Annotated in this window: 11 protein-coding genes; 7 read left to right on the top strand and 4 right to left on the bottom strand. The window is 71.7% G+C overall.

All coding sequences use genetic code 11. The features are described 5' to 3' along the window. Positions 1 to 11 precede the first annotated feature (11 nt). The gene (locus FHS07_RS12565; RefSeq protein ID WP_183420270.1) at positions 12 to 938 is read right to left on the bottom strand and encodes an EI24 domain-containing protein; all 927 of its coding nucleotides are present in this window, start codon (positions 936 to 938) and stop codon (positions 12 to 14) included. 131 nt (positions 939 to 1,069) lie between these two features. Between FHS07_RS12565 and FHS07_RS12560 the strand changes: the two genes are divergently transcribed. The 5 genes from FHS07_RS12560 to FHS07_RS12540 all read left to right on the top strand — a co-directional run bounded on the left by FHS07_RS12560 (position 1,070) and on the right by FHS07_RS12540 (position 7,015). Then, positions 1,070 to 1,900 carry a hypothetical protein gene (locus tag FHS07_RS12560; RefSeq protein ID WP_183420269.1) on the top strand — a complete coding sequence of 277 codons (831 nt, stop codon included), beginning with the start codon at positions 1,070 to 1,072 and terminating at the stop codon, positions 1,898 to 1,900. Positions 1,901 to 1,973: 73 nt separating this feature from the next. Continuing rightward, on the top strand, positions 1,974 to 4,496 hold the full coding sequence (locus tag FHS07_RS12555) for an ATP-dependent Clp protease ATP-binding subunit (RefSeq protein WP_183420268.1): 2,523 nt from the start codon (positions 1,974 to 1,976) through the stop codon (positions 4,494 to 4,496). Positions 4,497 to 4,781: 285 nt separating this feature from the next. Next, positions 4,782 to 5,663, top strand: coding sequence for an LLM class flavin-dependent oxidoreductase (locus FHS07_RS12550; RefSeq protein WP_183420267.1), 882 nt, complete (start codon positions 4,782 to 4,784; stop codon positions 5,661 to 5,663). After that, complete coding sequence (locus FHS07_RS12545; RefSeq protein ID WP_183420266.1) at positions 5,660 to 6,436, top strand: LLM class flavin-dependent oxidoreductase; 777 nt, start codon at positions 5,660 to 5,662, stop codon at positions 6,434 to 6,436. Before FHS07_RS12550 ends, FHS07_RS12545 begins: the two co-directional genes overlap by 4 nt. Before the next feature lie 171 nt (positions 6,437 to 6,607). Further along, positions 6,608 to 7,015: a DoxX family protein gene (locus FHS07_RS12540; protein WP_183420265.1), complete on the top strand. Its 408-nt coding sequence runs from the start codon at positions 6,608 to 6,610 to the stop codon at positions 7,013 to 7,015. Positions 7,016 to 7,682: 667 nt separating this feature from the next. Here FHS07_RS12540 and FHS07_RS12535 read toward each other — a convergent pair. Further along, positions 7,683 to 9,335, bottom strand: a complete 1,653-nt coding sequence (locus tag FHS07_RS12535; RefSeq protein WP_183420263.1) for a RecQ family ATP-dependent DNA helicase — start codon at positions 9,333 to 9,335, stop codon at positions 7,683 to 7,685. Positions 9,336 to 9,689: 354 nt separating this feature from the next. Between FHS07_RS12535 and FHS07_RS12530 the strand changes: the two genes are divergently transcribed. After that, the gene (locus FHS07_RS12530) at positions 9,690 to 11,252 is read left to right on the top strand and encodes an ATP-dependent DNA ligase (protein ID WP_183420261.1); all 1,563 of its coding nucleotides are present in this window, start codon (positions 9,690 to 9,692) and stop codon (positions 11,250 to 11,252) included. 85 nt (positions 11,253 to 11,337) lie between these two features. Next, positions 11,338 to 11,964: a hypothetical protein gene (locus tag FHS07_RS12525; protein ID WP_183420259.1), complete on the top strand. Its 627-nt coding sequence runs from the start codon at positions 11,338 to 11,340 to the stop codon at positions 11,962 to 11,964. A gap of 38 nt (positions 11,965 to 12,002) precedes the next feature. On the opposite strand, the gene FHS07_RS12520 is transcribed toward FHS07_RS12525, so the two are convergent. Beyond that, complete coding sequence (locus FHS07_RS12520; protein ID WP_183420257.1) at positions 12,003 to 12,863, bottom strand: NYN domain-containing protein; 861 nt, start codon at positions 12,861 to 12,863, stop codon at positions 12,003 to 12,005. Positions 12,864 to 12,956: 93 nt separating this feature from the next. Beyond that, entirely contained in the window at positions 12,957 to 13,940 is a 984-nt protein-coding gene (locus FHS07_RS12515; protein WP_183420255.1) for a Gfo/Idh/MocA family protein, read from the bottom strand. Between the last annotated feature and the right edge of the window lie 45 nt (positions 13,941 to 13,985).

The following is a 13,985-nucleotide window of genomic DNA, read 5'->3' as shown; positions in this document are numbered from 1 at the left end:
GTCGCTCCAGGTTATCGTGCCGGGTCGACCGGGCGGTTCGCGGGAGAGGTCGGCGTGGCGGCGCGCGGCGGGGCGGCTTCGGCGGGCGGTGGGCCGGCGTCGGTGGGTGCCGTGAGCGGTGGGCCGGCGTCGGTGGGTGCCGTGAGCGGTGGGCCGGCTTCGGCGGGTGCCGCGAGCGGTCGGGCGGTGTCGGCGGGCGGCCCGAGCGGTCGCGTGCCGCCCAGGGCGGAGAGCGTCCAGAGGGTGCTCCCGGCCACTGCGGCGGGCATGACCGCGACGGCGCCGAGGGGGATGAGGAAGCACAGTTGGGTCGCGACGCCGAAGCCCAGGGCTCGCGAGCGGTGCGCGCGGATGATCGCGCGTCGCGCGGAGCGGTCGAACCCGCGCGCCGACAGGGAACGCGAGGTGAGCTCGTCGGCGAGCAACCAACCCGTCAACATCACGCCGGTGGCGAAGCCGAGCGCACCTCCCACGAACGGGATGAGTCCGATGAGCCACGCCACCGCGGCGGCCAGGATGCCACGGAGGATGAGACGGATGCTGTCGCCGACCGCCCGCCAGAAGCCGTAATCGGCGTCGGGCACCGTGCCGGTGGTGCTGCGCTCGGTGGCGCGCCAGATGCGGTCGTAGAACGGCTCGCCGACGGCGAGGGTCACCGCCGTGAACGACACCACGACCAGGAGCAGTGCCGCACCGAACGATGCGACGCCGATCGCCGTGCGCACGACATCGGCCCAGAACGACGGCCACGAGTCGGCGAAGGGCGTCCAGTCGTCGACCAGGCCCGGCAGCATGAGGCCCCACGCCACCAGTGCGGCGGCGAAGAGGAGCCCGACCACGGTCCCGGGGATCAGACCGAGGGCCATCGCCCCCGGGGTGCGACGCCACTGGCCGAGACCACGGAGCAGGAGCCCCGCACCGGTGAGGAATTCGCGCATGCCGGAAGTTTGGCAGACCCGCGTACACCGGGCCGCTCGCCTCGGCGGCCGCGACGCGCATCAGGATGACGGGAGCTGCTGCAGCCGCACGGTCTCACGCCCGTGTCGGAGGGCACTGAGAGGATGCCGGTATGCGCATCCGCACGACGTCGACGCAGCGCACGTACCGGTACGTGCGGCTGGCGATCATCGGCGCCACCGTGTTCCTCGCGATCGGCGTCGCGCTCGAGGTCGCGGGCGGTGCGGCGCTTCCGTCCGTCAGCGCCGCGTACTACGGCCCGGCGGGGCCGGTGTTCGTCGGTGCGCTCAGCGCGATCGCCCTGGCGCTGCTGGGACTGTCGGGGAGGAGCCTCGAGCAGGGTCTGCTCGACATCGCCGCGGTCCTCGCGCTCGCCGTGGCGTATGTTCCCACCACGATCGCCGCGGGTGTCTGCGAGCCGGTGCTGCGGTGCGTGCCGCCCGAGGTGCGGGCGACCGTGGCGAACAACGGCGTGGCCGTGGCATCCGTGGTCCTCCTCGGGGCGATCTCCGGGGCGATCCTCGCGCGGGTGCAGAAGACGGCGAGCCGTGGGGTGGCGGCGACGATCGGGGTGATCGTGTCGCTGACGCTCGGGGCCGTGGTGTGGGCGTCGACCGCACCGGAGGGCTTCTTCGCGATGGCGCACGAGGTGGCCGCCGTGTCGTTCTTCGTCCTGATCGCGGCGGTCGCAGCCCTCGCCGCGTGGCGGCCGCAATCGAGCGGTCGTCGCGGTGCCGGGCTGCGTCACGCGTACGGCGTCGTCGCGGGAGGGATCATCGTGACGCTGGTGCTGCTCGTCGTCGGCATCGTGACGGGCGTCGAGCGCACCGGGTTCCCCGTCGTGTTCGTGGGGGAGTCGATCGCCCTCGCGCTGTTCGGGGTGTTCTGGGTGGTGCAGACCGTCGAGTTCTGGAACGACGCCGACCCGGGCCTGCGGGAATAGCCGCGACGACTTCACGTTGAAGTTGATACGGCGGCACTCAAGTTGCCACCCCCGCGTATCACAGGAGACGGAATTGCCCGAAGATGTCACCCCCGGTGCCGGCGACGGCGCGCAGTCGTTCGACGAATTCCTCGCTCGCTACCTGGCGGGCGAGCAGGCCCGCGCCGAGCGTTCCATCGACCTCAGCCGGTTCCTGAGCGCCCGCACGCAGGACGCCCTGCAAGAGGCCGGTCGCTTCGCCCTCAGCCGCGGCCAGCGCGAACTCGACGCGCTGCACGTGCTCCACGTGCTCGTCGGCCGTTCGCCCGCGCGGGAGGCTGTGAGCCGCCTCGGGGCCGACCCCGTCGCCATCGCCCGGGCCGCCGAGAGCAGGCTTCCCGCTGCGTCACCCGCCGCCGACGTCGACGGCGCGGTCGTGGCGGGCTCGGTGCAGCGCGCCCTGTTCCACGCGTTCCAGGTGGCGCGTGCGGCGGGATCGACCTACGTCGACCCCGACCACCTCTTCTTCGCGCTCGTGCTCGCGCAGGACGCCCCGGCGGGTCAGATCCTCGCCCAGGCCGGCGTCACCGCCGAAGCCCTGACACAGGGCGTGCGTGAGAACGTCATGGGCGGCGAGCAGGACGAGACGCCGGGAGAGTCGGCATCCGTCACCCCCCACCTCGATCGTTTCGGCACCGACCTCACCGCGCGCGCCGCGGCAGGCGAGCTCGACCCCGTGATCGGGCGCACCGAGGAGATCGAGCAGACGATCGAGATCCTCAGCCGTCGCACCAAGAACAACCCCGTGCTCATCGGCGAAGCCGGAGTCGGCAAGACCGCCGTCGTGGAGGGACTCGCCCGGGCCATCGTCGCGGGCGAGGTGCCCGAGCAACTGCGCGAGACCCGCGTGGTGTCGCTCGACCTGGCCGCCATGCTCGCCGGCGCCCGCTACCGCGGCGACTTCGAGGAACGGCTCACCCAGACGATGGACGAGGTCTCGGCATCCGAGAAGCTCGTCGTCTTCATCGACGAGGTGCACACGCTGGTGGGTGCCGGCGGCACGGGTGAGGGCTCGATGGACGCCGGCAACATCCTCAAGCCGCGCCTCGCCCGCGGCGACGTGCACCTCATCGGTGCGACGACCCTGCGCGAGTACCGCACGATCGAGAAGGACCCCGCGCTCGAGCGGCGCCTGCAGCCCGTGCGCGTGGGGGAGCCGTCGATCCCGGATGCCGTGGAGATCCTGCGCGGACTGCGTCCGGCGTACGAGGAGCACCACTCCGTCACCTACACCGATGACGCGCTGCGCGCCGCGGTGGAGCTCAGCGACCGGTATCTCAGCGATCGGGTGCTGCCCGACAAGGCGATCGACCTCATCGATCAGGCGGGGGCGCGATTGCGGCTCCGCCTCGGCGTGAGCGTCGACACGTCGGCGCTGCTCGAACGACTGGCGACCCTGGAGGCCGATAAGAACGCCGCCGTCTCGGCCGAGCACTACGAAGAGGCCTCACGCCTGCGTGACGAGATCGCCGCGGTGCAGACGCGCCTCGACGCCGCGACCAGCGCGCCGCGCGCCGCAGCGGTCGTCGACGAGCCCGAGATCGCCGCGGTGATCAGCCGCGCCACCGGGATTCCGGTCGCGCGCCTCACCGCGACCGAACGGGGTCGGCTGTCGCATCTGGAAGAGGAACTCCACGCCCGGGTCATCGGGCAGGACGACGCCGTGGCGGCCGTCGCCAAGGCTGTGCGCCGCAATCGCACGGGCATGGGCGATGAGAACCGACCCGTCGGATCGTTCCTCTTCCTGGGACCCACCGGTGTCGGCAAGACCGAGCTGGCGAAGGCGCTCGCCGGATCGCTCTTCGACGACGACGGCGCGGTGATCCGCTTCGACATGAGCGAGTTCGGCGAGCGCCACACGGTCTCGCGCCTGATCGGGGCCCCTCCGGGATACGTCGGCTACGACGAGGCCGGCCAGCTCACCGAGCGCGTGCGCCGCAACCCCTACGCGGTCGTGCTGTTCGACGAGATCGAGAAGGCCCACCCCGATGTGTTCACCCTGCTGCTCCAGGTGCTCGACGACGGACGCCTCACCGACGGCCAGGGGCGCACGGTCGACTTCCGCAACACGGTCATCGTGATGACCTCCAACCTGGGCGCCGAGTTCTTGGCATCCCGATCCGGTGCGATCGGCTTCACCACCACGGGTCGTGAGTTCGCCGATGCGGATCTGCGCGACCGGGTGATGGGCAAGCTGCGTGAGGCGATGCGGCCGGAGTTCCTCAACCGCATCGACGACATCGTCCTGTTCCGCAAGCTCGAGAAGGCGCAGCTGCGCGAGATCGTGGGGCTGCTGCTCGGAGCCACGTCGCGACGGCTCGCCGCTCGCGGGGTGACCTTCGAGGTCACGGATGCAGCGATCGAGCGCCTGGCCGAGGTCGGCTACGAGCCCGAGTACGGCGCGCGGCCGCTGCGCCGCGTCATCCAGCGCGAGGTCGACGACCGCATCGCGGACCTGTTCGTCTCGGGTGAGCTGGCCGACGGGGGAGCGGTGACGGTGGATGCCACCGACGCGGGCGTCGTCGTGCGGGCCGCCGCCACGGCGCTCGCGGCCTGAGCGCCGCGCCCCCGGTGCGTCTGTGCCGGGGGCGTCGCGCGTGCGTCCGGTGGGGTGGCGCCTCCGGTCTGAGCCCCCGGTCCGAGCCCGCAGGCGTCGGCTTCGGGGCATTGCGCGTGGGGCGGGCGCGGGCGCGCGGGCGTCGGGACCGTCGATCCCCCTGGGCGTCCCCGACACCCGGACGTCTCCTGGCATCTTCCGGGCGTCGTCGACACTCGCTGGCCGGGGCACGCGTTCGCGCGCCACCCCTGACGGGATGTCGGAGGTTCGGGGCAGAGTAGACGCATGAGTCGTATCGGCACGATCTTCAGCCCGTACCCGCACCCGCCGGAGCAGTTGCGCGACGCCGCGCGCGCGGCCGAAGACGCCGGGGTCGACGAACTGTGGCTGTGGGAAGACTGTTTCCGCTCGTCGGCGTGGGCGGCGGCCGCCGCGGCGCTCGCGGTCACCGATCATCTGCGCATCGGGGTCGGCATCGCGCCGTTCCCCCTGCGCAACGTCGCCGCGTCGGCAATGGAGGTCGCCACCATCGAGCGGATGTTCCCCGGTCGCCTGCTGCCCGGGTTCGGCCACGGCGTACAGGACTGGATGCGACAGATCGGCGCCAAAGCGGCGTCGCCACTCACTCTGATGCAGGAGCAGCTCCCCGCCCTGCGGGCGCTCCTGGCGGGAGAGACGGTCAGCACCGAGGGGCGCTATGTGAAGCTCCGTGCCGTCGCGCTCGACTGGCCGCCCGCCTCGCCGCCGCGGGTGTACGCCGCGGCCGAGGGCCCGAAGACGCTCGCCCTTGCGGGCGCCGTGGCCGATGGAGTCGTGCTCGACAGCCGGCATACCGTCGCCGAGATCGCCGCCGCGGTCGAGACGGTGCAGGCGGCGCGCACCGCCGCGGCACGCGAGGGCCGTGCAGATGTCGTGGCCTACGTTCTCACCGCCTTCGGCCCCGATGCGCACGATCGGGCGACCGCGTCGCTGCGCGACCGCCCCGACGCGGCAGACCGTGTGCTGGCGGGTTCCGTGGACGACGTCGCCGAGGGCGTGGCCCGATTCCAGGCGGTGGGTGTCGACGACGTGGTGCTGCTCCCGACCGACGAGGTCGACCTGGCGGCGTTCTACGCCGCCGTGGGCCAGGTCGCGGTGGCCGTGCCGAACGCCGGTGGCGTGTCGTGACGCGAGGCGCGGTCTCGCTCGGGCTCGCTGGATCGCTCGGTCCCGACGAGATAGCCCGTATCGCCCCGGCCGTGGAGGACGCCGGGTTTCACACGCTCTGGGTCAACGACACCCCCGACGGTGACGCTCTCGCCGCCCTGGCCGCGGTCGCGCGCGTCACCGAACGCCTGCGCCTCGCCACCGGCGTCGTGCCCGTCGATCGTCGTTCCGCCGACACGATCGCCGCCGAGGTGGCATCCCTGGGTCTTCCGCTCGATCGGCTGACGCTCGGTATCGGCTCGGGCGTGGCGAAAGAAGGGGCGCTCGCGCGTGTCCGTCGGGCCATCGACGTGTTGCACGACGCCGGGGTGCCGCGCGTGGTCGTCGGGGCGCTGGGGCCGAAGATGCGGCGCACGGGAGCCGAGCGCGCCGAGGGGGTGCTGCTCAACTGGGTGCCGCCCACCGAGTCGCGCGTCCAGGCCGACGCGCTGCACGCGATCTCACCCTCCGCGCACGTCGCCGTCTACGTGCGCACCGCGATCGTCCCCGCCGCGCGGGAACGCCTCGACGCCGAGACCGCTCGCTACGCGTCGTTCCCGAATTACGCCGCCAATTTCGAACGGATGGGGGTGGATGCCGCCGACACCACCATCCGTGACGCCACCGCGCTGGACGGCGCGCTCGAGGCCTACACCGCCGCGGTCGACGAGATCGTGCTTCGCGCGGTCGTGCCCGACGACACGGTCGAGGCGTACCTCGACTTCGTCCGTCAGACGGCGCCGTCGCTGGGCTGAGCGGGGGAGATCCGGCGTGCGTGGCCCTTGGGCCACGACGTCGCGTGAACCGTCGCGATGGCCTCGGCGTCCTGTGTTCGGGCCGCGCGAATCGCGACGACGTCGGCCCTGCGCGGCTCCGTGTCCGGTGCCTACGGCCCGCGCTTGTCCGGTGGGTGGAAGACTGACCGGATGCCACGTCGCCGAGGTCTGACCGTCCGCTCGATCGCACGCGGGGCGCTGGCCCTGCTGCTGGTGGGGGCGGGCGCGAGCCATCTCACGTGGGGGCGGCGGGGGTATCGCATCGTCGTGCCGGGCTGGGCCACGCGGATGCTGCACACGGATAAGGACGCCATCGTGGTGGCATCCGGAGCCGTGGAGGTGCTCCTCGGAACGGCGCTGGTCACGTTGCCACGAGAACGCCGCCGCATCGGTGCGGTCATAGCCGCGTTCTTCGTCGCCGTGTTCCCCGGCAACGTGCACCAGTGGCGTACGGGTCGCTCTGCACCGGGCCTCAACACCGACCGTGCGCGGTTCATCCGCCTGTTCCTTCAGGTGCCGCTCGTCGCATGGGCGTGGTGGGCGACGCGCGAGCGCTGACGCCTCACTAGAGGGCTAAGCCCTTGCGTTTGGGGCACGATCCGCCCTTTGGGGCGCATCTCTTGCGCCCCAAAGGGGAGAACATGCCCCAAACCGTAGTGAGGCCCCTCGGGCCGCGCGGGCAGTTCGGGATTGGGGCACGCGTTGTGTGTGGGGGCGGGCGAGGGGCGCTCCTGCGCATGAAGTACGCCCCGAACGATGGCGTGAGCGAAGTACGCCCCGCACGACGGAGCGTGGGGCGCGGTGACCGGGAGGTTGGGGCGGGTTCCATGCATCGGGGCGGGCGACGTTCGCCCCGATGCACGAATCACGCCCCGAACGACGGAGCGTGGGGAACGTCGCGCGGTGACTGGGAGGTTGGGGCGGGTTTCATGCATCGGGGCGGGCGACGTACGCCCCGCTGCCTAAAACGTGCCCCAAACCCCATGCGGAAGGGGTGCGCGCGTCCAACCAGGCAGAACAACCCCTGAACGCATGGACTGCCGCGAGGCGGCAGCTGGTTCGGGGCGCGTTCTGCACGTTGGGGCGGGCGGAATGCGCCCCAAAGCGCGATTCGCGCCCCAACGCACGAGACCTGCCGAAAGCTCAACGCGCGCCCCAAACTGCGATACGCGCCCCACACCCCCGACGCCCCCCGCGCGGCGCCGAACCGCGCGGAGACGCGCGCCTACGCCGCCTCGCCGAGCTCCAGGATGCCGTTCTCGAACGCCGCGCGCGCGAGCACCTTGTAGCCGTGCTCGGGGAAGAACACCGTGAGCCGGTCGTCCTCGATCCCCATCACCGTCCCGGCGCCGAACTCGCCGTGCGCGACGACGGAGTCGATGCGAATGCCGCCCGCGTCGGCGTCCGTGGGGCCGTCGACCTCGATCGCTGCCACGGAACCGCGGTCGCAGCGATCGCACGTCGCGCACTGCTCGGGAGTCGCGACGCCGAAGTACTCCAGCAGCGCGCGCCGACGGCAGTGGGTGGTCTCGGCGTAACCGCGCATGATCTCGATGCGCGACGCGCGGATGCGCTCTTCGGCGTCATCTCGCTCGCGCACCGCGCTCACGGCGTCGCCTGCCGACACCCGCTCGCGCACGGAGACGCCCTCGGGGCCCGACACGGCCAGCCCGCACGCGACGAGCTGGTTCAGCACCCGACCGATGGCGCGAGTCGAGCGTCCGCTCTCGTCGGCGATGCCCTTCGCGCGCAGGGGCGACGTCGCGCGGAGCAGAGCGTCCCACACCCCGGCGATGTCGGCTCGTTTGGTATGCCCGCCCGCGAAGAAGGAACGCAGCGAGAAGTCTTCGGCCCGGTAGTGCAGGATGGCCCGGGCGGGTCGGCCGTCGCGCGCCGCGCGGCCGATCTCCTGCGCGTACGAATCCAGCGACTCGGTCACGTCGGCGTGCACGACGAGACGCACGTCGCTCTTGTCGACCCCCATGCCGAACGCCGAGGTCGCGACGACGACGTCGAGTTCGCCCGCGCTCCACGCCGTGTGCACCTCGTCGCGCCGCTTCTGCGTCATCGCCCCGTGGTAGCCGGCCGCGCGGAGGCCGAGGGCGGTGAGTTCGTCGGCGTACGCGTCGGTCGCTTTGCGCGTCGCCACGTACAGCAGCGCCGGGCCGCCGGCATCCTGGACGTCCGAGATGACGGCGCGGCGCTTGTCGGCATCGTGCTCGTGGCGGCGTACCGCCATGTGGATTTCGGGGCGATCCATTCCGCGCACCTCGAGGTGCGGCTCGCGCATGCCGAGACTCGACACGATGTCGTCGCGGACGGGGGCGGATGCCGTGGCCGTCAACGCCAGCACCGGCGGATGCCCTAGTGCCTCGACGGCGTCGCCGATCCGCGCGTAGTCGGGTCGGAAGTCGTGGCCCCACGCCGAGACGCAGTGCGCTTCATCGACGACGACGAGACGCACATCGGCCTTCGCGAGACGGTCGAACACCTCGCTGTTCGCCAGCTGCTCCGGCGCGAGGAAGGCGTATACGGCGTCGCCGCTTTCGATCGCCGCCCAAGCGGCCCTCTTGGCCGCCGCGCTCGTGCGGGAATTCAGGGCGACGGCGGCGGGGGCGTCGGGTGCGGCGTCGATCGAGTCGATCTGATCGCGCTGCAGGGCCAGAAGGGGGGAGATCACGACGGTCACGCCGCCGAGTTCGCAACCGGAGATCTGGTACACCGCCGACTTGCCCGCACCCGTGGGGAAGACGACCAGGGTGTCTCGCCCGCCGACGACCGCATCGATCGCCTCGGCCTGACCCGGCAGCAGGTCGTCCCACCCGAAGACCTCGCGGGCGGTGCGGGCGGACTGTTCGAGGGTTGCGGGAGCGTTCACGGATGCCTCATTCCTGGGGGAGCCCTCAGCACACCTCAGACCTCCGACATCGACGCGGGGGTTGCGACCGACGGCGACGTGTGGTGAGTGGCGACCGTCACCGCGGCGGGGCCGCGTCGTCGAACCCGCATCCCGCGGTTGCGCCACCTGACCCGAGCGACCTCCCGGACGCGCGGGCTCAGCGAACGCGCGCGGATTCGGCGAACGTGTGCGGTCTCGGCGAACCGACGCGATTGCGACCGACACCCCGGGCACGCGATGCCGACCGCGGTGCGGGTCGCATCCCGGATGCCACGGGTGCCGTGACGACGCAAGCGCACCGGCGATGTCGGAGGGGAGTGCCAGGATGCCGAAATGCTCTTCAGCGATATCGAGACGGCCCTCGCGGCGGTGACGAACACCCGCTCGCGGCTGGCGAAGGTCGACGCCCTCGCCGCGGTGCTGCGGTCGCTCGCGCCCGACGAGATCGTGCCGGCGGTGGGCCTGCTCACGGCGTCGCCACGCCAGGGCCGACTCGGTGTCGGCTGGCGTACGCTCTCGAGCCGCGGCGGATCCCACGCCGAGGAGCCGTCGCTGAGTGTCGACGACGTCGACCGAGGCTTCTCGCGGCTGACCGGGATCGGCGGTGCGGGGTCGGCGGCGGTCCGCGCGGCGCTCCTCGACACGCTGGCCGAGCGGGCGACGGCGGCGGAGTGGCAGCTTCTCATTCGCATCATGACCGGCGAACTGCGCACGGGAGCCTTGGAGGGGGTGCTCCTCGATGCCGTCGCTCGCGCCTCCGACCGCGACGGTGCCGCGGTGCGGCGCGCCGCGATGCTCTCGGGCGACCTCGGCGAGACGGCTCGCGTGGCACTCACCGGCACGGTCGACGATCTCGCCGCCGTGGGCCTCGTCGTCGGTCGCGGGGTGCAGCCGATGCTCGCCTCCACCGCCACGTCGGTCGCCGACGCCCTGGGCATCGCCGGTCGGGCTTCGGTGGAGTACAAGCTCGACGGGGCCCGCGTGCAGGTGCACCGGCACGACGACGAGGTGCACGTGTTCACCCGCACCTTGGCCGACGTGACCCACCGCGTGCCCGAGATCGTCGAGGTGGTCCGCGGTCTGCCGGTGAACGACGTCATCCTCGACGGAGAGACGCTGTCGCTCGACGACGACGGTGGTCCACGCCCCTTCCAAGACACGATGGCGCGCTTCGGTGCGGAGACGGCGCGAGAGATCGCCCTGCGACCGTGGTTCTTCGACGTCCTGCACGTCGACGGGCGCGACCTCGTCGACGAGCCGTTGTCCGCCCGACTGGAGGAACTCGAGCGCATTGCCGCGCCGTGGCGCATCCCCGCCGTGACCACGGACGACGTCGAGACCGCTGACGCGTTCGCGCGCGATGCCCTTGCGGCCGGTCATGAGGGCGTGATGGTGAAGGGCCTCGACGCTTCCTACACGGCTGGTCGTCGCGGCAAGAGCTGGCTCAAGGTCAAGCCCGTGCACACCTTCGACCTCGTCGTCGTCGGCGTCGAGCGCGGCTCGGGGCGACGCTCGGGCTGGCTCTCGAACCTGCACCTCGCGGCGCGGGATCCCGAGGGTCGTTTCGGGCAGCCTGACGGCTTCGTCATGGTGGGCAAGACGTTCAAGGGCCTCACCGACGAGCTCCTGACCTGGCAGACCGCGCACTTCTCCGAGCGCGAGGCGGGGGAGATCCCCGGCGGCATCCGGGTCGTGCCCGACACGGTCGTCGAGATCGCGATCGACGGCGTCCAGCGATCGGTGCGATACCCCGGCGGCGTGGCGCTGCGCTTCGCGCGCGTGAAGGCCTACCGTTCCGACAAGCCCGCAGCCGAGGCCGACTCGATCGATACGCTCCGGTCCCTCCTCCCCGGGGGCGGCGGGTCGGCCGACTCCGACGAGGCGGGTGAGGTGTGATGCCGTGGGCAGCACGCAGAGAGCAGGCGCCGGCTCGGCGAAGAGATCGCCTCGCCGCATGGCGCGAGGCCGAGAGGACGAAGTGATGAGTCTCGCACCCTGGCTCGACGGCCAGCTCGACTACCGCAGTTTCGGAACACCCGGAGCGCCGCGCGCGGTGTTCGTTCTCCGCACCGGCGATGTGGCCACCACCGACCCCGACGCGCGCGTCACCTCCGCCTACGACGTGCGCGTGGTCGCCGTGGGGCTCGACGCCCCCGAGCTGGAGGACCCACCGGTCTTCGGTGGGCAGACCCCCGCCGGTCTCACCGTGGAGGCGCTGCGAGAGCTGGTCGATCGTGAGGCGCCCGGCGCCACCGTCGGACTGGTGGGGGAGCGCTCAGCCGGCCCGATCGCGATCTATCTCGCCGCGGCCCTGGGCCCGATCGTGGACCGGCTGGCCATCGTCGGGGTACAGAGTCCGTCCGACCCCCTCAGCCGCGATCTCCGCACGCCTCTGCTCGACCATCTCGACGCCGCGACGCTCGTCGTCGTCGGTGGTGACGGTCCGGCCGATTCCGGTGACGCCGAGTGGTACGTCGACCGGATGCGGTCGGCTGAGGCCGAGATCGTGCCCGACGACGAGATCTCCTCGGTCAACGGACACGTGACCCTCACCTCGGTGTGGGAGCGCGTCCTGGCACACGTCGCCCCCGGCGCCGAGCGCCGTTGATCGCCGAGGCCCGCCGTTGATCGCCGAGGCCCTCTCCGTCAGCCCCGCACGACCGCCTTCACCTGCACGACGTTGGACTCCTCGTCCACCTCGACGTGCTCGGTCTGCGCCTTCAGGAAATCCGAGAAGCTGCGGAACCCCAGCGCCTTTTCGCTGAACGACGGGTCGAGACGCTTCATGAGATCCTTCACCGCCGACGCGTGCAGCCACTCTCCGTCGGCGCGCTCGCCCTCCAGCTGCATCGCCCGTTCCAGCAGGTCGACCGCCGGGTCCTTCGACCGCTTGCGTGTCCGCGGCCGCGAGGGCGGGGAATCCTTCTTGGTCTCAGCCAGATTCGGGATGCCGGGCAGGGAATCGTACGCGTCGAATCGGTCGCAGGCCGCGGCGAGCGATTTCGCGGTGGAGCCCGCGACGCCGACGCCCACGACGTACCGACCGAGCCTCTTGCACCGCTGCGCGAGCGGAACGTAATCGCTGTCGCCGGCGACGATGACCACGTGCGTCAGGTCGGGGAGGCGGAACATGTCTTCCACCGCATCCACGGCCAGGCGGATGTCGGCGCCGTTCTTCGCATACGCCGCCGCGGGGAAAAGCTGCACGAGGTCGACCGCGCGGGCAACCAGCTGCGAGCGGTACTCGGCGTTCACCGGAGCCGACCAGTCGGCGTACGCCCGGGTCAGCACGAGGGTGCCGAACGACGCCGCGTAGTCGATGATCGCGCCCACGTCGATCGTCGCCTTCGTCAGCCGCTCGGTGATCTCGGGGTCGACCGGGCTGTCGGCGATCTTCTGCCGGTCACGCGAATAGGCGTTACGCCCGTGAACGCGGTCGTACCACGACATGACGATGTTGTCGAAGTCGAGGTATACGGCGACGCGGGCGGTCTGGGTGTCGGGCATGACTCCAGTTTGGCCCGTCCGCCGGACGGGGAGGAAACCCCGCGCCCGTGAAGGCGGAAACGGCCGTCCCGCGACGGACGGGGGCGTCGGTGCTCAGCGCTCGCCGGGGTAGACGACGCCGATCTGGCGGCGCACCTCGTCGAGCACGCCCATGATCGCGATGGTCTCGTCGATCGGGAGGACGTCGTTTGCGGCGGCGCCGTCGTCCACGAATCGTTCGGCGGCGATCGCCTGGTACTGCATGCCGCGCCCCTCGACCTCGGAGGAGAACTCCTCGAGCACGTCGCCCTCGGGTGACACGACCCGGAACGAGGTGGGCGTGTACCAGACCCGATCGATCTCGATGCGCGCCTCGGTGCCGACGATCTGGGCGGCGTTCATGCCGGCACCTCGCGAAGACGACACCGTGGTCGAGATCGCGCCGCCGGTGTGCACGAAGGTCGTCGCCACTTCGGCGTCGCTCCCGGCATCCGAGAGGCGGGCGAGGGCGGTGATGCGCTCGGGCAGTCCGAGCACGTCGACGGCGAAGGAGATGGGGTAGATGCCCAGGTCGAGCAGGGCGCCGCCGCCGAGCGCGAGGTCGTTCAGGCGGTGGGCGGGGTCGGTGGGGAGCTTCTGGGTGTGGTCGGCCGAGACGACTCGCACCTCGCCGAGGGTGCCGGCGGCGAGGATCTCGCGGATGCGGACCATGTGCGGCAGGTAGCGCGTCCACATCGCCTCCATGGCGAGCAGACCCTTCTCGGCGGCGCGGTCGCGGACGATCGTGGCCTCGGTGGCGTTGAGCGTGAAGGGCTTCTCGACGAGCACGTGCTTACCGTGATCCAGCGCCAGCAGGGCGTTGTCGACGTGCCCCGGGTGCGGGGTCGCGATGTAGACGATGTCGACATCGGGGTCGGCCACCAGTTCCTCATACGAGCCGTGGGCGTTCGCGATGCCGTACTGCGCCGCGAACTCGCGGGCGCTGTCGATGCGGCGGGAGCCCACGGCGGCGACGTGGAGGCCCGCTGTGCGCAGGTCGGAGGTGAAGGCGTGGGCGATGCCGCCCGTCGCGAGGATGCCCCAGTGCAGTCCGGTCATGGCATCCACCGTATCGGCGCGAGTCGAGCTCCCGGGCCGTCCGGG

It is taken from the genome of Microbacterium proteolyticum, from assembly GCF_014192415.1.
Lineage (GTDB): Bacteria > Actinomycetota > Actinomycetes > Actinomycetales > Microbacteriaceae > Microbacterium > Microbacterium proteolyticum.
The sequence above is the reverse complement of the archived record's forward strand: the minus strand, read 5'-3'. Positions and strand labels throughout refer to the sequence as shown.

Coding starts and splice junctions, on each gene's coding strand:
- FHS07_RS12565 (WP_183420270.1), bottom strand. CDS start 938: ATGCGCGAATTCCTCACCGGTGCGGGGCTCCTGCTCCGTGGTCTCGGC.
- FHS07_RS12560 (WP_183420269.1), top strand. CDS start 1,070: ATGCGCATCCGCACGACGTCGACGCAGCGCACGTACCGGTACGTGCGG.
- FHS07_RS12550 (WP_183420267.1), top strand. CDS start 4,782: ATGAGTCGTATCGGCACGATCTTCAGCCCGTACCCGCACCCGCCGGAG.
- FHS07_RS12540 (WP_183420265.1), top strand. CDS start 6,608: ATGCCACGTCGCCGAGGTCTGACCGTCCGCTCGATCGCACGCGGGGCG.
- FHS07_RS12530 (WP_183420261.1), top strand. CDS start 9,690: ATGCTCTTCAGCGATATCGAGACGGCCCTCGCGGCGGTGACGAACACC.
- FHS07_RS12525 (WP_183420259.1), top strand. CDS start 11,338: ATGAGTCTCGCACCCTGGCTCGACGGCCAGCTCGACTACCGCAGTTTC.
- FHS07_RS12520 (WP_183420257.1), bottom strand. CDS start 12,863: ATGCCCGACACCCAGACCGCCCGCGTCGCCGTATACCTCGACTTCGAC.
- FHS07_RS12515 (WP_183420255.1), bottom strand. CDS start 13,940: ATGACCGGACTGCACTGGGGCATCCTCGCGACGGGCGGCATCGCCCAC.